At 72.6% G+C, this 20992-nt stretch carries 17 protein-coding genes and 2 pseudogenes; 3 read left to right on the top strand and 16 right to left on the bottom strand.

Annotation, left to right across the window (positions count from 1 at the left end; all coding sequences use genetic code 11):
• On the bottom strand, positions 1 to 870 hold an 870-nt coding region (locus B0E53_RS16605; RefSeq protein WP_146167686.1), incomplete at its 3' end, for an AfsR/SARP family transcriptional regulator.
• A 143-nt stretch (positions 871 to 1013) separates the two neighbouring features.
• Between B0E53_RS16605 and B0E53_RS16600 the strand changes: the two genes are divergently transcribed.
• The gene (locus tag B0E53_RS16600; protein WP_107076898.1) at positions 1014 to 1847 is read left to right on the top strand and encodes a hypothetical protein; all 834 of its coding nucleotides are present in this window, start codon (positions 1014 to 1016) and stop codon (positions 1845 to 1847) included.
• Positions 1848 to 1901: 54 nt separating this feature from the next.
• Here B0E53_RS16600 and B0E53_RS16595 read toward each other — a convergent pair.
• The 8 genes and pseudogenes from B0E53_RS16595 to B0E53_RS16560 form a co-directional block, all read right to left on the bottom strand.
• A pseudogene (locus tag B0E53_RS16595) lies at positions 1902 to 2129 on the bottom strand (SDR family oxidoreductase); the annotation flags it as partial.
• Between the two features lie 21 nt (positions 2130 to 2150).
• On the bottom strand, positions 2151 to 3266 hold the full coding sequence (locus tag B0E53_RS16590) for a branched-chain amino acid ABC transporter permease (protein WP_107076897.1): 1116 nt from the start codon (positions 3264 to 3266) through the stop codon (positions 2151 to 2153).
• Positions 3263 to 4153, bottom strand: coding sequence for a branched-chain amino acid ABC transporter permease (locus B0E53_RS16585; protein ID WP_107076896.1), 891 nt, complete (start codon positions 4151 to 4153; stop codon positions 3263 to 3265). Before B0E53_RS16585 ends, B0E53_RS16590 begins: the two co-directional genes overlap by 4 nt.
• Positions 4150 to 4878 (bottom strand): ABC transporter ATP-binding protein, encoded by a 729-nt coding sequence (locus B0E53_RS16580; RefSeq protein WP_107076895.1) that lies wholly within the window; start codon positions 4876 to 4878, stop codon positions 4150 to 4152. Before B0E53_RS16580 ends, B0E53_RS16585 begins: the two co-directional genes overlap by 4 nt.
• Positions 4879 to 4933: 55 nt before the next feature.
• Positions 4934 to 5677: an ABC transporter ATP-binding protein gene (locus tag B0E53_RS16575; protein ID WP_107076894.1), complete on the bottom strand. Its 744-nt coding sequence runs from the start codon at positions 5675 to 5677 to the stop codon at positions 4934 to 4936.
• 3 nt (positions 5678 to 5680) lie between these two features.
• Positions 5681 to 6883 carry a substrate-binding domain-containing protein gene (locus B0E53_RS16570; RefSeq protein WP_107076893.1) on the bottom strand — a complete coding sequence of 401 codons (1203 nt, stop codon included), beginning with the start codon at positions 6881 to 6883 and terminating at the stop codon, positions 5681 to 5683.
• Positions 6884 to 7151: 268 nt separating this feature from the next.
• A complete protein-coding gene (locus B0E53_RS16565; protein WP_107076892.1) occupies positions 7152 to 8234 on the bottom strand; it encodes a hypothetical protein in 1083 nt (360 codons plus the stop codon).
• A gap of 312 nt (positions 8235 to 8546) precedes the next feature.
• On the bottom strand, positions 8547 to 9662 hold the full coding sequence (locus B0E53_RS16560; RefSeq protein ID WP_107076891.1) for a glycerophosphodiester phosphodiesterase: 1116 nt from the start codon (positions 9660 to 9662) through the stop codon (positions 8547 to 8549).
• Positions 9663 to 9768: 106 nt separating this feature from the next.
• Between B0E53_RS16560 and B0E53_RS16555 the strand changes: the two genes are divergently transcribed.
• Positions 9769 to 11103 (top strand): potassium transporter TrkG, encoded by a 1335-nt coding sequence (locus tag B0E53_RS16555; RefSeq protein WP_107076890.1) that lies wholly within the window; start codon positions 9769 to 9771, stop codon positions 11101 to 11103.
• Positions 11093 to 11761 carry a TrkA family potassium uptake protein gene (locus tag B0E53_RS16550; protein WP_107076889.1) on the top strand — a complete coding sequence of 223 codons (669 nt, stop codon included), beginning with the start codon at positions 11093 to 11095 and terminating at the stop codon, positions 11759 to 11761. The genes B0E53_RS16555 and B0E53_RS16550 overlap by 11 nt, the downstream gene beginning before the upstream one ends.
• A 47-nt stretch (positions 11762 to 11808) precedes the next feature.
• Here the strand turns inward: B0E53_RS16550 and B0E53_RS16545 are convergent, their stop codons facing one another.
• The 7 genes and pseudogenes from B0E53_RS16545 to B0E53_RS16515 all read right to left on the bottom strand — a co-directional run bounded on the left by B0E53_RS16545 (position 11809) and on the right by B0E53_RS16515 (position 20602).
• Entirely contained in the window at positions 11809 to 13416 is a 1608-nt protein-coding gene (locus tag B0E53_RS16545; protein WP_107076888.1) for a serine/threonine-protein kinase, read from the bottom strand.
• Between the two features lie 71 nt (positions 13417 to 13487).
• The gene (locus tag B0E53_RS16540; RefSeq protein WP_107076887.1) at positions 13488 to 15041 is read right to left on the bottom strand and encodes a fused MFS/spermidine synthase; all 1554 of its coding nucleotides are present in this window, start codon (positions 15039 to 15041) and stop codon (positions 13488 to 13490) included.
• Positions 15042 to 15077: 36 nt separating this feature from the next.
• Complete coding sequence (locus B0E53_RS16535; protein WP_107076886.1) at positions 15078 to 16118, bottom strand: hypothetical protein; 1041 nt, start codon at positions 16116 to 16118, stop codon at positions 15078 to 15080.
• A 199-nt stretch (positions 16119 to 16317) separates the two neighbouring features.
• Complete coding sequence (locus B0E53_RS16530; RefSeq protein WP_107076885.1) at positions 16318 to 17127, bottom strand: inositol monophosphatase family protein; 810 nt, start codon at positions 17125 to 17127, stop codon at positions 16318 to 16320.
• Positions 17120 to 17572 carry a response regulator gene (locus B0E53_RS16525; protein WP_107076884.1) on the bottom strand — a complete coding sequence of 151 codons (453 nt, stop codon included), beginning with the start codon at positions 17570 to 17572 and terminating at the stop codon, positions 17120 to 17122. The genes B0E53_RS16530 and B0E53_RS16525 overlap by 8 nt, the downstream gene beginning before the upstream one ends.
• Positions 17569 to 19281: pseudogene (locus tag B0E53_RS16520) on the bottom strand (ATP-binding protein). The gene B0E53_RS16525 and the pseudogene B0E53_RS16520 overlap by 4 nt, the downstream one beginning before the upstream one ends.
• Positions 19282 to 19363: 82 nt before the next feature.
• Positions 19364 to 20602: a fused response regulator/phosphatase gene (locus B0E53_RS16515; protein WP_246835438.1), complete on the bottom strand. Its 1239-nt coding sequence runs from the start codon at positions 20600 to 20602 to the stop codon at positions 19364 to 19366.
• Between the last annotated feature and the right edge of the window lie 390 nt (positions 20603 to 20992).

The raw sequence follows: 20992 nt of genomic DNA, 5'->3' as shown, positions 1-20992 counted from the left end.
GCCGGACGGGGTCGGCGGGCCGGACGGGGCCGGCGGGGCGGACGGGGCCGGCGGGGTGGACGGGGCCGGCGGGGTGGGCGACACCGGTGGCGCGGGCGGGGTCAAGGTGGGGTCGGAGCGGAGGATCCGCCGGTGCAGGTCCTGGAGGGCCTCGCCGGGCTCGATGCCGTACTCCTCGCGGAGCAGGTCGGCGAAGTCCCGGTAGGCGGCCAGCGCCTCGGCCTGGCGGCCGCCACGGTGCAGCGCCAGCATGAGCTGGTGGCGCAGCCGCTCGCGGACCGGGAACTCGGCCACCAGCTCGACCAGCCGGCCGACCAGCTCGCCGTGCCGGCCGCTGGCCAGCTCCAGCTCGGTACGCGTCTCCAGGGCGACGGCCCGCAGCTCCACCAGCCGGTGCCGGGCGGCGTCGAAGTACGCGCCGGTGAACCCGGTGAACGGCTCCCCCTGCCACCGCTCCAGGGCGGCGGTCACCTCGGCCAGCGCGTCCTCGGTACGCCCGGCCGCCTGCCACTGCCGGGCCCGCCGCACCCCCCGCTCGAAGCGGACCGCGTCCACCGCCTCCGGCGGGATCCGCAGCAGGTACCCGGCGTCGGTGAGGGTCAGCACCTGCGCCGGCGTACGCGGCGACCGGCCGGGTTCGAGCACCCGGCGCAGCCCGGCCACGTACTTCTGCACCACGTTCGGGCCGTTCGCCGGGGGCTCCTCGGGCCACACCGCGTCGACGATCTGCCCGGTCGGTACGGGACGGCCCGCGGCGAGCAGCAGCACGGCCAGCACGGCCCGCTGCTTGCCGGGGCCGAGGTCGAGCGGGCGGTCCGCGTACCAGGCCCGTTGCGGGCCGAGGATCTCGAAGCGCAACGCCTCTGACATGCGAGTTTCCGCTCCTGTACCCCCCGGCCGCCCGCCGCGGCGGCCCACGGCAGTCGGACGGCAGCATAACGGCAGCGGGACGGCCGTGGCGGCCTGCCAGAATCCCGGTGCAACAGCCAACTGGGAAAGTGAGTCCAACGAAGATGACGCAGCGTACCGGCACCGCCGCGACGTTCCGGCGGGTCGCGGCCCTCGCGACCGCCGTGCTGGCCGCCACCGCCCTGTCCGCGGGATGCGGCACCGGCGACGGCGCCTCCGAGGGCACCGGATCCACCCCTGGCGCCTCGGCGCCGGCCGACCCGAAGGCCACGCTCCTGGCCGCCGTGCCGGACGAGAAGGACCCGGCGTTCCGCTTCTCCACCCTGGACGGCGCCGACAAGTTCACGGGGGTGGTGGACCCGGCGGCGCACGCCATGGAACTGGGCATGTCGCAGAAGAACGACGACCCGGAGTTCACCATGAACATGACGTTCCGGGTGATCGAAAAGGACCTCTGGATGCGGGTCAAGCTGACGGGCATGCCGGGCCTGCACGACATGCTGAAGCTGCCGAAGCGCTGGATGGCGCTGGACCGCACCAGGCTGACCGACGGGTCGGAGGCGCCGGTCTACCAGGGGGCCGACCCGGCCAACACCGCCGCGATCATCCGGACCTCGGACACGGTCGAGGACAAGGGCAACGGGACCTACACCGGCTTCGCCGACCTGACCGACAACGCCGACGTGCAGAGCGCGTTCGACGCGGTCGACGTGGCGGCGCTGGGCGAGGCGGCGAAGAAGGTGCCGTTCACCGCGGTCGTCGGCGCGGACGGGAATCTCACCTCGCTCACGCTGGAGGTCCCGGCCGCCGGCAAGCAGAAGGCCATGAAGCTGGTCACCCGGTACTACGACTTCGGCAAGGCGCCGAAGCTCACCGTGCCCACCGGCGACGAGGTGCAGAAGGCGCCCGCGTCGGCGTACGAGCTGCTGAACGGCTGATCAGCGACGAGAGGAGGGCGGCGGCCGCACGGGGGGCCGCCGCCCTTCCGCGTCTCAGCGGCCGAGGACGGAGCCGCCGTTGACGCCGAGCACCTGGCCGGTGACGTGGCCGGCGGACGGGCCGACCAGGTAGCGGACGGCAGCCGCGATGTCGTCCGGCACCCCGGCCCGGCCGACCAGGGTGGCGGCCACCCGCTTGGCGTGCCCCTCCGGGGTCATCCGGCCGCCGAAGAACTCGGTCTCGGCCACGTACCCGGGGCTGACCACGACGTGTCGTGACAATAACTTCATGATCAACAGGGGTCAGCGGCGACGGAGGGCGGCCAGGAGGGGGTGCAGGCGGGTGCGGAGGCTGGCCAGGCCGCCGGGGAAGAAGTACACCGCCAGGATGAACACCGTGCCCAGGACGAACAGGGGCTGGGACAGGGGGTAGCTGAGGACCGCCGGGAGGTTGTTGACCGCGTCGCTGGTGCCGAAGGCGGTGAGGCGGTGGTCCAGGTACATGTAGAGGATGCCGCCGAGCACCGGGCCCCAGCGGGTGCCGGGGCCACCGAGCACCACCATGACCAGCAGCGACAGGGTCAGCTCGCTCGACGTCACGTGCGGGCTGGCGCCGCCGACGATCAGGCAGTAGACCACCCCGCCGGCCGTGGCCAGGCCGCCGGCCAGGGTGAATGCGACCAGCTTGAACCGGTACGGGTCGAGCCCCAGCACCCCGATCCGCCGCTCGTCGTCACGCAGCCCGGCCAGCACCCGCCCGGTCGGCGAGCCGCTCACCCGGTGCACCACGAGGACCACCAGGGCCAGGTACGCCAGTGCCAGCCAGTAGAGGTTCACCGTGTTGGTGACCCCGACCAGCGCGGCCGGCAGCCCGGAGACGTCCAGCGGCAGCCCTTCCTCGCCGCCGGTGAGCCCGCCGAAGTCCCGGGCCACCAGGATCGCCCCGACCTGGGCGAAGGCGAGCGTCACCATGGCGAACGCGATGCCGACCGTGCGCAGCGCCACCGCGCCGAGCAGCGCGGCGAGGATCGTCCCGCCGGTGACCGTCAGCAGGGCGGCCTGCCAGAGCGGCAGCCCGGCCCGGGTGACCAGCACGTCGGTGCCGTACACGCCGGCGGCGAAGTAGAGGGCGTGCCCGAAGGAGAGCATCCCGGTCCGCCCGAAGAGCAGGTCGTAGCCGGCCGCCAGGCCGCCGAAGACCAGGCAGATGGCGAGCAGTTGCAGGGTGCCGGGCGAGTTCAGCGGCCCCTCGAAGATGCCCGGCAGGTTGACCGTGGAGTACGGCACGATCGCGGCCACCACCAGGGCCACCAGCGGCGCGTACGGGCGCAGGCCGTGCCAGCGGGCGTGGCCGGGGGTCAGCTCGTCGGGCACCGCCGCGGGTGGCGCCGCCACCTCCGGACTCTTGACCTCGGTCATGCGTGAGCCACCTTTCCGGCCAGGCCCTGCGGACGCAGCAGCAGCACCACGGCGAGCAGGCCGACCACGCAGAGGTCACCCAGCCCGGACGTGCCGTAGTAGTTGACGAACTGTTGCAGCAGCCCCACCGCGACCGCCGCGTACGCGGACCCGACCACCGAGCCCATGCCGCCGATCACCACCACGATGAACGCGAAGATCAGCAGCGAGCCGCCCTGTCCGGGCGAGACGGTGCCGAAGTAGACCGAGCCGAGCGCGCCGGCCAGCGCGGCGGCCGCCCCGCCGATCGCGAAGACCAGGGTGAACGCCTTGCGCACGTCGATGCCGAGCGCGGTCACCATCTCCCGGTTCTCCACGCCGGCCCGGATGATCAGGCCGTACCGGGTGAACCGGAGGAAGGCGAGCAGCGCGCCGAGCACCACCGCGGCGGCGACGATCAGCAGCAGCCCGGCGTTCGGCACCTGGGCGCCGAGCACCGAGGTCACGTCCCGGGTCCAGCCGGGGCGCGGGAACGGCCGCGCGTCGGCGCCCCAGGTGGCCTGGAGCAGCGCCACCCCGGCCAGCGACAGGCCGACGGTGACCAGCACCTGCTCGATGGTGCGGGAGTAGAGCGGCCGGATCAGCACCAGCTCGACCAGCACCGCGACCACCGCCCCGGCGAGCACGCCAAAGGCGACCGCCACCAGGAACCCGAGGCCGTCCGGGCCCGCCCCGGGCAGGTTGCCCGCCGCCCACCAGGTCGCGTACGCCCCGACGCCGAGGAAGAGGCCGTGTGCGAAGTTGAGCACGTCGGCCAGGCCGAAGACCAGGGAGAGGCCGGAGGCGACCAGGAAGTAGAGCGCGGCCAGACCGAGCCCGGTCAGGGCCAACAGGATCACCGTGCTCACGCGTGGACCTCCCCGGAACCGACGCCCAGCAGCGACTTGGTCAGCGCGGTCTCCCGCAGCAGGTCGTGCGCGTCGCCGGTCCAGGCGACCCGGCCGGCGGAGAGCACGACGGCATCCTTCGCCAGCCGCCGCACCACGGCCAGGTTCTGCTCGACCAGCAGCACCGGCACGGTTTCCGCGACCCGTTCCAGCACCTCGGCCACCTCGGTCACCACCTTCGGCGCCAACCCCTTGGTCGGCTCGTCGACCAGCAGCAGCCGGTTGTCGTTGAGCAGCACCCGGCCGATCGCGAGCATCTGCTGCTGCCCGCCGGAGAGCGAGCCGGCCCGTTGCCGTCCGCGCCGGTCCAGCTCCGGGAAGAGGGCATAGACCTTGTCGTACGCCGGGGCGGTGCCCCGCCGCTCGGCCAGCCGCAGGTTCTCCGTGACGGTGAGCCCGGCGAAGACGCAGCGGTCCTCCGGCACGTAGCCGAGGCCGTCGCGGACCAGACGGTGGGTGGGGCGGGCCAGCAGGCTGCGCGCGCCCATCCGGACCGTGCCCCGGACCTCGCCGTTGCGCGGGGTGAGTCCGACGATCGCGCGCAGCGTGGTGGTCTTGCCGACGCCGTTGCGGCCGAGCAGCACGGTCACCCCGGTCGGCGCGACCTCGAACGACACCCTTTGGAGGATGTGCAGCCCGGCGATCCGCACGGACAGGTTCTCGACGCTGAGGACAGGTTCGGTCACTGCGCTGCCTCCGTTCGCGACTGCGGGGCTCGCAGGCCCGGCTCACTCCTCGCGCTCACAGCGACTCCCCCAGGTACGCCTCCTGCACGGTGGCGTTGGCCATCACCGTGTCCGGGGTGTCGCAGGCGAGCAGCGCGCCGTGGTGCATCACGGCGATCCGGTCGGCCAGCTCCAGGATCACGTCCATGTGGTGCTCCACCATGAGCACCGACCGGCCGCTGTCCCCGGTCAGCGACCTGATCACGCCGACCAGCTCGGGCACGTCCTCGGCGCTCACCCCGGCCATCGGCTCGTCCAGCAGCATCACCCGGGGCTCCGCGGCGAGCAGCAGGGCGATCTCCAGCTTGCGCTTCTCGCCGTGGGCCAGGGTGCCGGCCAGCGCCGTACCCCGGTGGTGCAGGCCGACCCGGTCGAGCGCCGCGTCGGCGGCGGCGGCCACCTCCCGGTCGGCCGCCGCCCGCCGCCACAGCTTCATCGAGCCACCCCGGTGCGCCTGTACGGCGAGCCGGACGTTCTCCCGCACCGTCAGCGAACCGAAGACCGAGGACGCCTGGAAGGTGCGCCCCAGGCCGAGCCGGGCCCGCCGGTGCGGAGGGAGTTCGGTGACGTCCGCCCCGTCCAGCAGGATCCGTCCCTCGGTGGGCCGGCGCAGGCCGGTGATCAGGTTGAACAGGGAGGTCTTGCCGGCGCCGTTCGGCCCGATCACGCCGAGGAACTCCCCGGGCGCGAGGTCGAGGTAGACGGAGTCGACGATGGCGACCTCACCGATCCGCCAGGTCAGACCGCGGGTGGCGAGCACTGGTCAGCCCTTCATCTGCGCGACCGGCGGCGCGCTCTCGTCACCGGTCAGAGTCTTCTGCGCCGCCGCCGTGAAGGCGGTGCCGCTGCCGGAGAGCTTCGCCTGGTACATCGGCTGGAGCAGCGCGTGGTCCTCGGCGCGGATCGTCATCTTGCCCTTGACGCCGTCGAACTGCCAGCCCTCCAACGCCTTAATCATCTTGTCCACGTCGTCGCCGCCCTCCTGCACGGCGCGCACGACCATCTGGGCGGCGGCGAAGCCGTCCGGGTGGAACAGGTCGAGCGTGCCGCCCGGGATCTTGGCCTTGGCGGCCTTGGCGGCCTCGGTGTCGCTGGCCCCGTCGAAGTAGTGCGACAGGAAGGAGATCTTGCTGCCGGCCGCGCCGAAGGTGGGCCAGGAGGCGCGGATGTCCAGGCCGGTGACGACCGTGGTGGAGGACAGCACGCCCTGCTGGTCGAGGGTCTGCCACATGGCCGGGGCGGTGGTGCCGGCCCAGGCGACGAAGAGCAGGTCCGGCTTGGCGGCCTTGATCTGGCTGGCGAACGGGGTGAACTCGGTCGCGCTGGCCGGGGCCCGGACGCTGCTCACGGTCGCGCCGGCGCCGCCGATCACGGCCTTGACGGCGGCCTCGTTCGCGTCACCGAAGGCGCCGTCCTGGGCGAAGACGACCACCTTCTTGCCGGCGGCGTCGCCGATGAACGACTTGGCGGTCACCACGTCCTGGTACGACTGCCGGCCGGAGCGGAAGGTGTACTTGTTCGCGCCGGTCACCGCGTCGGTGGCGGCCGGGCCGGAGATGAACAGCACCTTGTTCTGCGCCGCGATCGGGGCGACCTGGAGGGCGACGCCGGACGAGGTGGAGCCAGCGATGATCTTCGTGCCCTTGCCGATCAGGTCCTTGGCCGCGGAGACCGCCTTCGCCGGGTCGCCCGCGTCGTCGACCTCGGTCAGCTCGACCTTCCGGTCACCGACCTTGCCGGTGCCCTTGGTGGCGAAGTCGAGACCGGCCTTGAAGCCCTCGATGTACTGCTTGCCGTAGCTGGCCAGCGGCCCGGACTGGGAATATACGAGGCCGACCTTGACCGGTGCGGCGTCGCCGCCGCCGGAGGCGGTGTCCTGCGGGCTGCCACAGGCCGTGGCCGCGAGCGCGGCCGCCATCACCGTGGCGGCGGAAAGGAACACCCGTCGCGTGTGCCGGATCGTCATTGCGACTCCAGGTGGGGACAGGGGGAAGTGTCAGTTGTCGGCTCACGCTAGAAGTGACGTCACGCACGGGCTATGTGGCCGAAACACACAAGTAACCGGAGTGGGGTGGCCGGCCGTTACAACCGCGCCCGACCGGTGGATCGCCGCCCCGCGTCCGGTGGCCGCCGGCACCACCGGGCGGGACGCCGCTGTGTCGCGCCCCGCCATCGGTCCGGGGACGCGCGGCGGCCCGGCGGAGTGTTCCGCCGGGCCGCTGCGATGGTACGGGTCAGAGCTGGAGGTGCGCCTTCCGGCGCATCCGGCTGAGCCCGATCAGGAGGCCGCCGGCCGCCAGCAGGCCGCTACCCAGGTAGGAGGTCTGGGCGACGCTGTCGCCGGTGACGGGCAGCTCGGGCTTGCCGCCCTTGCCGTCCCAGCCACCCTTGTCGTCCTTGTCGTCCTTGTCGTCCTTGTCGTCCTTGCCGTGCTTGCGGTGGTCGAACTTGCCGTCCCGGATGCAGATCGTGACGGTGACCGGGTCGGAGACGACGGTCCGGTAGCGGTACCGGCCGGTGGCCCGCGCGGTGTTCTCCACCTTGCCGTTCTTGACGTCGCGCCAGTCCACCTCGTGGGGACGGACGGCGTGGCAGTCCGTGCTGGTGCCCGGCGCGAGCGTGCTGCTGTTGCAGGCCACATAACCGGCGGTCGGGTCGTCGACAGAGACGTCAGTGATCTTCACGGTTCCGGTGTTGGCGACCCGGTAGGTGTAGAAGATCTTGTCGCCCTCGGCTGCGAAGCCGTCGTTCGCGCACCGCTCACGGCAGTCGGACTCGACCCGGGCCTTCTTGTCGACCGACAGGCTGACCTGCGGGTCTCTCGGGTATCCCGGGCCGCCCGGATCGCCGGGGTTCCCCGGGTCGCCCGGATCTCCGGGATCGCCCGGGTCGCCCGGTGTCGAACCGGAGGCGGCGCAGGTGTGGGCGAGCACGAAGTTCTCTGCCGTCCCGGAGATCACCGCCGTGGCGCCGGTGAGCGTCCAGTGGGCCGGCAGCCGGATGAAGGCCCGGCTCACGCCCTCGAAGTCGACGATCTCACTGTTCGGCGAGCCGGGGATCGCCCGCGTGACGGTGCCGCCCGTCGTGCTGAACGTCGTCGACAGCGACTGGAAGACGCCGCTGGTCTGCGGGTCGCCGGACAGGTCGAACACCCAGGTCTCCTCGTCCGGGAAGGGCCCGCCGCCCGGATAGCAGAACTGGGGGGCGTCCGCCGCCCTCGTCGGCACGTCCGCCGGGTCGATGCTGATCGTCTGGGCGGCCAGGGCCGGCGTGCCACCCAGCAGCAGGGCGCCGGTCAGCAACCCGAAGGCGGCCACCCGTGCTCCGATGCTCGCCCGCCTGCTTGGCGCAGAGGTATTTCTCATGTACATCCCCCGTGTCGTGAATCCTTGACACGGGTCGAAACGACCACTAATGGGACATGTTACGCGAAGCTGACGCAAATCCCTCGGATGGTGGACGGTCGTCGGAGTTCGCAGCGGCGAGCCCGACCACGCCCGGCCGCGCCGACGAGGCGGTGCCCGGCGAGGGCGCGAACGGCCGGCAGCCCACGTACCCCGGGAAAGGCGTGTGGGGTGACCGGCCGCAGCCGGCCACCCCACGTCACCGCGACCCCACGCGGACGCCGGTCAGAGTCCCGCGCGCGCCGCCACGGCCGTGTCCGGCTGGTCGGCGAAGGCGCCGTCCAGGCCCAGGCCGAAGAAGAGCTCGTACTCGGCGGTGATGTCGCCGCGGGCGTTCGGGTCGGCGCCGATCCGGAAGTCGACCGGCAGGAACTGGTTCTCGGCCCGGAAGGTCCAGGCATGCACCAGCAGCTTCACCCGGTGCGCGTCCCGGATCACCGAGGTCGGCGCGAGCAGCTTGCCGGCGGCGTCCCGGGGCACGATCAGGTTCTTGTTGAGGCCGACGCCGTCCGCGTAGGTCGCCACCCAGGCCAGGCCGGCGGCGGTGGCCAGGTCGGCGTAGCCGCGCGGGTCACCGGCGGCGGTGAAGTCGTAGGGGGCGCCGGCGGCGTCCATGAGCTGCACCAGCCGCACGTCGACCATCCGGTCCAGCTTGCGCAGGTTGGCCGTCTCGAAGCTCTGCACGAAGACCGGGTCGTTGCGGTGGGTCAGCTTGTTGGCCTTGAGCGTGGCGACCAGCGGCTCCTCCAGCGCCAGCCCGATCGAGGCGAAGTAGCTGGGGTGCTTGGTCTCCGGGTAGACGCCGATGGTCCGGCCCCGGGCCTTCGACTCGGCGCGGGCCAGGTCGATGACCTCCTGGAAGGTCGGCACCGGGAACCTGCCGTCGAAGGCCGTGTTGGCCACCCGCACCTGGGGCAGCCGCTCCTTGGCGCGCAGCGTCCTCAGCTCGGCCAGGGTGAAGTCCTCGGTGAACCAGCCGGTGACCTTGACCCCGTCGATGGTCTTCGTGGCCTTACGGGCGGCGAACTCCGGGTGGGCGGCCACGTCGGTGGTGCCCGAGATCTCGTTCTCGTGCCGGGCGACCAGCACGCCGTCCTTCGTCGAGACCAGGTCCGGCTCGATGAAGTCGGCGCCCTGGCGGATCGCCAGCCGGTAGGCCTCCAGGGTGTGCTCCGGACGGTAGCCGCTGGCGCCGCGGTGGCCGATCACGATGGGCCACTGGACCGCGCGGGACCGCTCGGCGCGGGGCTCCGGGTCGGCCTGGGCGGCCACCGCGGGGGCCACCACGGCCGCCGCGAGCAGCGCGCCGGCCACGCCGAGGGCGGAAAGGGTACGTCGCAACGCCGTCTCCTGTCGTCGAGGGGTACGCACAGCAGACCGGTTCCGGTTGGCCGGCAGTTGGTCGGTTCCTGGCCTGCCGGTGAATCTCCGGGCGGAAGATGACCTGGTGCGCCGCCTGCTCCGGAACCCCGTACGGCTGGTGCCGTTCGGGTTCCTGGCGGTGATCCTGCTCGGCACCGTCCTGCTGATGCTGCCCTGGGCGACCAGCGAGAGCCGCTACACCCCGTTCGTCACCGCGTTGTTCACCTCGACCTCGGCGGTCTCGGTCACCGGCCTCGCCGTCAACGACACGCCGAACTACTGGAACGACTTCGGACTGGCCATGATCACCGTGCTGACCCAGCTCGGCGGCCTGGGCATCCTGACCGTCGCGGCGCTGGTGATCCTGGTGGTCTCCCGGCAGCTCGGCCTGCGCAACCGGCTGCTGGTGCAGGCCGAGACCGCCGAGTTCGGTCTCGGCGACGTCCGCTGGCTGCTGGTCCGGATCGTCGCGACGGTCTTCGCCACCGAGGCGGTGATGACCGCGGTCATCACCGGCCGGCTCTGGCTGGTCTACGACTATCCACCGGGGCGGGCGCTCTGGTTCGCCACCTTCCACGCGGTCCAGGCGTTCAACAACGGCGGCTTCACCCTCTACTCGGACGGCCTGGTCGCCTTCTCCCGCGACGCCTGGGTCGGGCTGCCGCTGGGCCTCGGCGCGATCATCGGCGGGCTCGGCTTCCCGGCGCTGTTCGAGGCCGTCCGAGAGTGGCGCAGGCCGCACCGCTGGGCGGTCGCCACCAAGCTGACCATCTGGGGCACGGTCGCGCTGATCGGGCTGGGCTTCGGATTCCTGCTACTCGCCGAGTGGACCAACCCGGCCACCATCGGCACCTACGACGTGGGCGGCAAGGTGCTGGCGTCGTTCACCCAGATCGCGTTGAGCCGCACCGGCGGCTTCGACGTGATCAACATCGACAAGCTCAGCGAGGAGAGCTATCCGCTGCTCATCGTGCTGATGTTCATCGGCGGCGGCAGCGCCAGCACCGCGGGCGGCATCAAGGTCTCCACCTTCTTCCTGCTCGCCTTCGTGATCTGGGCCGAGCTGCGCGGCGAGCCGGACGTGAACGTGGGTGGCCGGCGGGTGGCCACGGCCAGCCAGCGTCAGGCGCTCACCGTGGCGCTGCTCAGCGTGGCGCTCGTCGTCGTCGGCACAATCCTGCTGATCGTGTTCACCGAGCACGTGCGCAACTTCGCCGCGCTGTTCGAGGTGACCTCCGCGTTCAGCACCACGGGCCTCTCGACCGGCCTCGCCCCGGAACTGTCGAGACCCGGCCAGTACGTGCTCACCGTGCTGATGTTCATCGGTCGGGTCGGGCCGCTCACCCTCGGGTCCGCGATCGCGTTGAACACCCGGCGACACCTGTACCGCTACCCGGAGGAGCAACCCATTGTCGGCTAGGAGGACGGACGACAACAGCGTCGTGGTGATCGGTCTGGGCCGGTTCGGCTCCCGGCTCGCCGGCTCACTGCTGCAACTCGACCAGGACGTGCTCGCCATCGACCACGAGCAGGGTCGGGTGCAGCGCTGGGCGTCCCGGCTGGACCGGGTGGTGCAGGCGGACACCACCGAGGAGAACGTGCTGCGCCAGACGGGCGTCGCGGACTTCCGGCGGGTGGTGGTGGCCATCGGCAAGTCGGTCGAGGCGAGTGTGCTCACCGTGCTGGCCCTGACCGAGTTGGGCATCCCGCAGATCTGGGCGCGCGCCACCTCCGAGAAGCACGCGAAGATCCTCAGGTCGGTGGGCGCCCACCACGTCATCTTCCCGGAGGCGGAGACCGGCGAACGGGTGGCGCACCTGATCGTCAGCCGGCTGCTCGACTTCATCGAGTTCGACGGCGACTTCGCCATCGCCAAGGTCCGGGTGCCCGCGTCGCTGGTCGGCCGGTCGCTGCGCGAGCTCACCCCGACCGACCGGTACGGGGTGATGGTCATCGGCGCGAAGCCCCCCGGCGAGCCGTTCCACTACACCGGCCCGGACACCGTCCTCCAGCCGGACAGCGTGCTCATCGTGGAAGGCACGATCGGCCAGGTGCAGCAGTTCGCCGCGCTGGACTGACCGTCACTTCTTGCCCTTACCGCCGTGCCCACCCCCCTTCGGCCGGTCTACCTGCCTTTTCCCTTACCGCTCTCCTTGCCCTTGCCGGCCTTGTCGGGCTTGGCCCTGCCGGCGGTGTCGCCGCTCTTCGCGACGGTCTTGGCGGGCGCCTTGGCGGGCGCCTTCGCGGGCGGCTTGGCGGGCGGCGGTGTCGTCGGCGCCGAGCCGGCGACGCCGGACACCTGCACGCCGCAGGTGCTCTCCCCGACCTTGAACGCCACCGGCAGCGGGTTGCCCCCGGTGTAGCTGCCGGTCAGCGAGACCTTCTTCGAGGCGCCCGGGGCCAGCGCGGCGTCGGTGGCCGGCGCCTGGACCAGCACCGTGCTCCCCTGCTGGCGTACCGCCGGCTGGGCCGTGCCGACCGTCTGCTTGCCGGGGAAGGTGAAGCTCATGGTCCAGTCGCGCAGCTCGCGGGTGCCGGTGTTGGTGAGGGTCAGGTCCGCGGTGAAGTCCTTGCCGGAGTCGCGGCGCAGCACGTAGTCGACGGCACACGGGATCGGCTCGGGCAGGCCCATCCGGGCCTCGGTCGGCTCCACCCCACCGCTGGCCGGACTCTTCGAGGTCACCCCCCACAGGGTCGCGGTGACCGCGATCAGGCCGGCCGCGGCCACCCCGGCCTCCACCTTGCGCCGGGCTGTGGCCCGGCGGGTACGGGTGCGGACGGCCGAGAAGGGCAGCGCGTCGGTGGCCGTGGACCAGGGCAGGATGGTGGTGCCCGCGTTCTCCATCAGCGCCGGGTCGAACTGGCCGAGCGCCGGCGAGACCGGCACGATCGCCGCGATCCCGGCGGCCTCGGCGAGCGTACGGGCCACCTCGGCGGTGGCCGGGCGGTCCTCGGGGCGCTTCGCCAGGCAGCGCCGGACCAGCTCGGCGACCTCGTCGGGGAGGCCCACGACCGGCGGCATCGGGTCCGGCTCGTTGTACATGTGGGCACGGAGCATCTGGGTGGTGGTGCTGGCCTGCCAGGGCAGCCGGCCGGTGAGCATCCGGTAGAGCAGCAGGCCGACCGCGTAGACGTCGGTGGCCGGGGAGACCTGGCCGTTGTCCAGCCGCTCGGGAGCCAGGTAGGCGGGCGTGCCGAGCAGCGCCCCGTCCGGGCCCTTCTCGCTCTCCCCCACCAGCGCCGAGATGCCGAAGTCGACGACCTTCACCCCGGTGGGGGTGAGCATGACGTTGCCGGGGGTCACGTCCCGGTGCACCACGCCCCGGGCGTGCGCGGTGGCCAGCGCCGACGCCACCTCCGCGCCGATCGTCACCGCCTCCCGCCACGGCAGCTGCCCGCCCCGCCCGAGCCGGCTGCTCAGCGGCCCGCCGTCGACCAGCTCCATCACCACGTACGGGACGGTCAGCCCGACCTGCACGGACTCGCCGTAGTCGTACACGTTGGTGATGTTGGGGTGGCAGAGCCGCGCGGCGGCCTGCGCCTCGATCCGGATCCGATGCCGGAACGCCTTGTCGCTCGCCAACCGCGAGGCGAGCACCTTGATCGCCACCTGCCGGCCGAGCACCTCGTCGTAGCCGCGCCAGACGACCGACATGCCCCCCGCGCCGAGCTGCTCTACCAGCCGGTACCGCTCACCGAGCAGTTGCGCGCCGTTCCTGACCGCTGCACCCATGGTCGGTCCAGTTGCCCGAGGTTGGCCCTCGTACACCTGAAGGGTCGAAATCGGTCAGCGAAGTCACCCGTTCAGGCGGTCGCCAGGAGCTGGTCCACCGGGGCGAAGTCGTCGGTGAGCACCAGCGCGTCCCCCACGAACGCGGCCAGCTCGTCCCCGTCCAGCAGCCGGGCCGGCTCGGGGAGCAGCCGCAGCTGGGCCGGGATCCCGGCCAGCGGCAGCGGCGCGTCCGAGGCGAGGATGAGGAAGTTCGCGCCGGCCTGCCCGGCGATCGCGCCGGGCGGTGCGATCAGCGCGACGTTGCGGAACTCGGCCGCGACGGTGGCCAGCTCGGCCCGGATGAACCGGTCCGGCGGGTAGTCGATGACGTTCTGCACGTAGATCCCGTCCGGGCGGAGCACCCGGCGGATGTCGGCGGCCATCTCCCGGGTGGCCAGGTGCCAGGGCACCACCAGGTGACCGAACGCGTCGCCGACGATGAAGTCGCGGCTGTCGGTGGGCTCGGCGCCGAGCAGCACCCGCGCGTCCCCCACCCGGGCGCGCAACTGCGGCCCGGTGCGCACGCCCAGCTCCCGCCGGTCCAGCTCGACCAGGCCGCCGTCGATCTCGAAGACCAGGTTGTCGCTGCCCGGCCGGGTCGCGGCCAGGTAGCGCGGCATGGTGAAGCCGCCGCCGCCCAGATGCAGCGCGTCCATCCGCTGCTTCGGCGGCCGGGCCAGGTCCGCGACCAGGCCGATCCACTGCGTGTACGCGTACTTCAGGTGCGCCGGGTCGGCCAGGTCCACGTACGAGTGCTCGGCCGAGTTGAGGTAGAGCGTCCGCCCCTGGGTCCACTGCCCGTCCACCTCGACCCGGGCGCAGTGGTACGCGGTCTCCACGTCACACGGGTTCGGGGCGACCGCGGAGAGGCCGGCCCCGGTCAGGCCGAGCACCGCCAGGGCAGCCTTCGCCCGGGTCGGACCGGGCAGCCCCGTCCCCGATCCCCGGCGCAGGTACGCCCCGAGCACCAGCCCGGTCACCCCCAGCACACCGGCCAGCGCCAGCACGATGACGGTGCTGGGCAGCGCCGCCACCAGCACGAAGCCGGTGGCCAGGGTGGCGGTGATGCCGCCCAGGGTGCCGATGCCGGAGAGCCGGCCGACCACCTGCCCGGTGCGGCGCAGGTCGGCGAGCTGGAGCTTCACGACCAGCGGCGTGACCCCGGCCAGCAGCGCCGCCGGCAGCAGCACCGCCAGCGCGGTCAGCAGGAGCACCGCGCTCGCCGCCCCGCCGCGCAGCGCCTCACCGGCGTACCGGACCACCGGCAGGGTGACCGCGGTGGCGATGCCGGCCAGCACCAGGGCCGGGGCGAGCAGGGTGCGCGGATCCCGCCGGTCGGCCAGCCAGCCACCCATCCACGCCCCGTACGCGATGGCGGCCAGCGCCATGCCGATCACCGAGCTGGTCACCTGGAGGGTCACCCCGACGTACGGGCCGACCAGGCGGAGCGAGACCGTCTCCAGCACCAGCACCGCCCCGCTGGAGAGGAAGACCAGGAACGCGGCGAGCCCGTTCGGCAGGGCCCGGGGCGGGACCGGCGCGCTCGGCGCCGGTTCCGCGACGACGTCGGACGATGTGCTGCTCACCGTGGCGATGCTACGCAGCGTTCCCGGCGGAACGGGTCAATACATCGAGATGTGAACATGGTTTGTGTGGTCCGCGGCGGGACTGCCGCCCCCGCTGTACGCCCGCCAACCGGTGTTCGGCATCCAGATCTGCCGGTACCAGATGACATACATGATGCCGAGCCGGCTCGCGTTGTTCTTGGCCCAGCTGGCGAGGCTGTCCCCGTAGGACTTGTCGCCGCCGGTGGCGGAGACGTCCTCGAAGCCGCCGGCGGCGGCGGAGAAGTCGCAGGCCCGGCCCTTGGGATGCTCGCCGTCCCCGCCGCTGCGGTGGCAGGAGGCGTAGCGCTTGTAGCCAGCCGCCTGGGCCTGCTGGAGCATGTGCAGGGTGCGCGGGGTGATGCAGCCGTCGGCGGGCGTCGGGTCGTTCACCGAGCAGGACTCCGACGGCCACGAGCCGTCCGGGTTGCGCGGCGCCGGCTTGGCCGACGAGGAGCCGCCGCTGAAACCCGAGCCGGAGCCAGAGCTGACCTTGGCGAGCGCCACCTCGGCGTCCCGCTTCTTCTTGGCCAGCACGGCGAGCTGCTTCTGCTGCTCCCGGACCTCGGTGTCGATGGCCACCTTGGCCTCGGCCGCCTGGGCCTTCGCCTCGTTGAGGTCGTGCAGGCGCTTGCTGTCCCGCTGGGCCATCATGTCCAGCTCGGCCGCCCGCTGGAGGAACGCGTCCGGGTCGGAGCTGGCCAGCAGCATCGACACCGGGGTCAACCGGCCCAGCCGGTAGGACTGCCCGGCCACCTCGCCGACCTGCGCGGTCAGCTCGACCAGGCGTACCTCGAGCTGCTTGAGCTGGCCGGTCAGCGCGACCTGCCGGCGCTTGGAGTTGTCGAGCCGGTTCTTGGCCTCGATGTGGCCCTTCGCCGCCGCCTCCAGGGCCGCCCGGAGCTGCTTGCTGCCACCCTCGTTCGGGGCCGTCGGGTTCGGCGCGGCGGCGGCCGCCCCGGCGGGGGCGGGACCGGCGCCCAGCAGCAGGGCCGTCGCGGCGAGCAGGGCGAACAACGACCGGCGGACGCGCCGGCGGGTGAGCCTGGTCCTGGGCACGTGAAGGTCCTTCCGTCGACCGCCGGCCCCCCGAGTCGACCTTGCGCGGCGGCGGCTCCACCGGCGCCGGGCGGCGGCCTGCTGGCGGAGACCGCCGGTCACGATACCGGACCGTACGCTCCCCACCATGCCCCCGACCTCGGCGGACGCCGATCGTCGACGCACCGTGCCGGGGCCGTCGCGGACCGCACGCTCAGCCTCAGCCGCCCAGCAGAGCGGCCCGGACCTCGTCCCAGATCTCCTCGCTGGCCGCGACCAGCAGGCCCCGGCCCTCGTCGGCCGGGTGGTAGTCGGTGCCGTCGAAGCGGCGGGCCACCCCGCCGGCCTCCCGGACCAGCAGCGTGCCCGGGGCGTGGTCCCAGGGCAGGGTGCGCCAGAAGAGCACGAACTGCTGCGCGCCGGTGAGCACGTCCAGATATTCCCGGCCGGCGCAGTGCTGGCCGGGCAGCAGCTCGCCCAGCCGCTCGCCGCCCGCCTCCGCGCTGCGCCGGAAGTCCGGGGGCAGGAAGCGCGTCATGGCGGTGCCGCGCAGCGCGCCGGCCACCGGCTCCCGCCCGGTCGTGCGCACCGGCGTGCCGTCCAACCAGGTGCCATGGCCCACCCGGCAGGTGGCCATCGTGCCGTCCAGCGGGTCGTAGACCCAGGAGGCGGCCGGCACTCCGTCGGTCAGCAGCGCCACCATCAGGGCGAACGGACGCCGGCCGGCGGCGAAGTTGGAGGTGCCGTCCACCGGGTCGACCAGCCAGACGTCACCGGCGCTTCGCAGGTGCCGCAGCAGGGCCGGGTCCTCGGCGACCGCCTCCTCACCGACCACCACGGAATCGGGACGCAGCCGGCGCAGCCCGGCCGAGATCAGCGCCTCGGCCTTGCGGTCGGCGACGGTGACCACCTCACCGGGTGCCTTCTCGGAGATGTCGGCGTCGTCGAGGCGGCGGAACAGCGGCACCACGACGTCGGCCGCGGCCTCCCGCAGCAGCGCACCGACCTCGTCCAACAGCGGGTCAGCCACGCGGCGGCAGCTTGACCACGCTGACGAAGAACTCGTCGATCTGGCGGACCACCGAGATGAAGCGCTCGAAGTCCACCGGCTTGGTCACGTAGGCGTTGGCGTGCAGCTGGTAGCTGCGCAGGATGTCCTCGTCGGCCTGGGAGGTGGTGAGCACCACGACCGGGATCCGGCAGAGCTGCTCGTCCTCCTTGATCTCCGCCAGCACCTCCCGGCCGTCCCGACGCGGCAGGTTCAGGTCGAGCAGGACCAGGTCGGGGGTCACCGCGTCGGCGTACTGGCCCTCGCGGCGCAGGTAGGCCAGCGCCTCGACCCCGTCCGAGACGACCGTGAGGCGATTGCGGAGCTTGTGCTCGTCGAACGCCTCCTGGGTCATCAGCACGTCGCCCGGGTCGTCCTCGACGAGCAGGACCTCGATCGGGCTCTTGCCGTCCGCCGGCACGGTCATCCCACCGTCTCCTTCATGCCACCCGTTGTACCGTCCCGGGCCGCCCCCTCGGGCATCTCTTCCCGTCCCGCGCCGTCCGGCTGCCGCGCCACGCTCACCGCGGCGTCCTCGGCACCGTCCCCGGTCGCCGCCAGGTCCCCGGTCGACTCCTCCACCCCGGCCGGCTCCACCGTCCGCGCCGCCTCGACGTCCTCGGGCAGGGCCGGGAGGGTGAACCGGATCGTGGTGCCCTCCGCGGTGTCGGTGTCCACCCAGACCCGGCCGCCGTGGTACTCGGCGATCTTCTTGACGATGGCCAGCCCGATGCCGGTGCCCGGGTAGGCGTCCTTGGAGTGCAGCCGCTGGAAGATCACGAAGATCTTGTCGGCGAACTCCGGCTCGATCCCGATGCCGTTGTCCCGGCAGCTGATCTCCCACTCGTCGTCGACCAGCCGGGCGGAGACGTGCACCCTCGGCGGCACGTCCGGCCGGCGGAACTTGATCGAGTTGCTGACCAGGTTGGCCAGCAGGTTGGTCAGCAGCGGCTCCTCGCCGCGGATCACCGGCAACCGGTCCCAGGTCAGCTCGGCGTGGGCGTACTGCCGGGCCGCCTCGGTCTGCCCGGCCACGTCGCCCATCACCTTGTTGAGGTCGACCTCGGTGAAGCCGGTGGTGAGCCGGCCGATCCGGGAGAACGCGAGCAGGTCGTTGATCAACCGCTGCATCCGCTGCGCGCCGTCCACCGCGAAGGCGATGTACTGGTCGGCCCGCTCGTCGAGCTGACCCGAGTAGCGCCGCTGGAGGAGCTGGCAGAAGCTGGCCACCTTGCGCAGCGGCTCCTGGAGGTCGTGCGAGGCGACGTACGCGAACTGCTCCAGGTCGCGGTTGGAGCGGGTCAGCTCCTCGGCCTGCTTCTGGAGCTGGCTGTTGACCCACTCGATGCGCTCGCGGGCCTCGCGTACCTCGTCCAGCTCCCGGGCGATCTTCTGCCGCATGATGTCGATGTCGTCGGCGAGCATGCGGAACTCCGGCGGGCCGGACCCCTCGATGCGGTGCCGGTAGTCGCCCGAGGCGACCTCGCGCACCTGACCGACCAGGTCGGCCAGCGGCCGGATCAGGATCCGGTCCAGCGAGAGCAGCAGCACCGCGCCGGCCACCGCCACGACCAGGGCCGCGATGATCAGGAGCACCACCAGCACGTTGCTGGTCGCGTTGACCTTGTCGGCGGTCCTCTGCCGGACCTCCACGATCTCGCCCTGGAGGTCGTTCACCGCGGACCGGATGCCGTCGAACTGCTGCCGGGTCTGGTCGGTGATCAGCGCCTGGCCGGCGGACGGGCCGCTGCGTTCGGTGGTGCTGATCACCGGCTCGGCGACGCCGGACCGCCACTGCGCCGCCCGCTGCTCGACGACCCCCAGCGCGCGCAGCACGTCCGGGTAGTTGACGGCCAGCTTCCGCATCTCGGCGGAGGTGTCCCGCTCCCGGTCCAGACCAGCCTGGTAGGGCGCCAGGTCCTTGCGGTCGGCGTTCACCGCGTAGCCGCGGACGGCGGTCTCCTGGTCGAGCAGGGCGCTCATCAGCTCCTGCGCCTGGACCCGCAGCGGGCCGGTCTTGAGCAGCACCGCGTCGATGTTCTGCCGGTTCTTGGCAGCGAGGGTCGCCTCGGCCGCGGCCAGCCCGAGCAGCAGCACCAGCACCACGCCGAGCAGCGCGACGACCCGCCGCCGCAGGGTCCACCCCTGCTGGTACGCCCTCACAGCACAGTCTCCGTTCGCGACTGCGGGGCTCGCAAACCCGGCTCACTCCTCGCGCTCACCGGCCACCGCCGCGGGTGACCAGCAGCATGGCCACGTCGTCGGCGAGCGGGCCGCCGTTGAGCTGCTCGGCCCGGCCGACCAGCCAGGCGGGCAGCTCGGCCAGGGGCACCGCGCGGTTGGCGGGGTCGGCGAGCAGGTCGGTCAGTCCCGGTACGTCCAGCCGGTCGTCACCGGTGCCCACCCGACCCTCGATGAGGCCGTCGGTGTACATCAGCAGGGACCAGTCATCGGTGTCGAACTCCAGGTCGAAGGCAACGGGTCGGCGCGGCCGTACGCCCAGCAGCAGACCGCCCTTGGCCGGCACCGGGGCGACCTTACCCCCGCTGAGCAGCAGCGGCGGCGGATGACCGGCGAGTCGCACAGTGGCCCGGTCGGCGGTCAGGTCGAGCCGGGCCGTGGCCACCGTGGCGAAGATCTCCTGGAGCCGGCGCTCACTCATCAACACCTGCTCCAGCGCGGGCAGCACCTCGTCGTCCGGCACCCCGGCCAGGACCAGGGCCCGCCAGGCGACCCGCAGCTCGACGCCGAGGGCGGCCTCGTCCACCCCGTGGCCGCAGACGTCGCCGACGATCAGGTCGATCCGGTCCGGCCTGGTCTGCACCACGTCGTAGAAGTCACCGCCGATCAGCGCGGCGTGCCGGCCGGGGCGGTAGAAGGTGTGCACCGACACCTGGTCGGTGGTCATCAGCGGCTGGGGCAGCAGGCCGCGCTCCAGGCGCGCCGACTCGGCCTGGCGCAGCTCCACCTCGCGCAGCCGGCGGGCGTTCTCGTCGGCCCGCTTGCGCTCGACCGCGTAGCGCAGCGCCCGGGTCAGCAGGACCCCGTCGACCTGCCCCTTGACCAGGTAGTCCTGCGCGCCCTCGGCAACCGCGACGATGCCCAGGTGCTCGTCGGAGCGGCCGGTGAGCACGCAGACCGCCGCCCCGCTGGCCATATCCAGCACCTGCCGCAGCCCGTCCAGGCCCTGCGCGTCGGGCAGACCCAGGTCGAGCAGGACGCAGTCGACCCCCATCACCCGCTGCCGGGCCTCGCTGAGACTGGTGGCGATCAGCAGGTCGATCATCGAGTTGGTCTCGGCGAGCAGCTCGCCGACCAGGAAGGCGTCGCCCTCGTCGTCCTCGACCAGCAGGACCCGCAGCCGCTCGCCGGGCGGCACGCGGGCGTAGTGCCCGAGCCCGGCCTGCGGCACGACGGGGGCACCCGGCAGACCGGTGCCCCGGTGCGGCCGGGTCACCGCCGCGAGACGCGGGAGTTCGCTGGTGATGTCGGGGCTCCTTCCGAATGCCCTGCTGATCCTGTATCAGACAACGGTCGCACACAACACGACCGGAGTCGGCGCGGGCGGGGCGAGCGAAACCCACCCCATGGACAGCGGCACGGCCGGGGACCGATGTTACGCCGCGACCGGCCACCGGCCCGGAGCGCACCGACCGGCGGGAGTGCCGCCGCAGGCCGCGGGGGTGCAGGATGATGCCCACCCCCGAACCACCCCGAGGAGTCATCCGTGGGCGTACCCCCCACCCGCCCCGCCGACCGTGCGCCGGCCCGGCCGGGCATCCCTCCCACCCGGCCGGCCGACCGGGCGCTGTCCCGGCCGCGGCGACGGCTGCCCGCCGCGCTCGCG

It is taken from the genome of Micromonospora sp. MH33 (assembly GCF_003013775.1).
GTDB lineage: Bacteria > Actinomycetota > Actinomycetes > Mycobacteriales > Micromonosporaceae > Micromonospora > Micromonospora fulviviridis.
The sequence above is the reverse complement of the archived record's forward strand: the minus strand, read 5'-3'. Positions and strand labels throughout refer to the sequence as shown.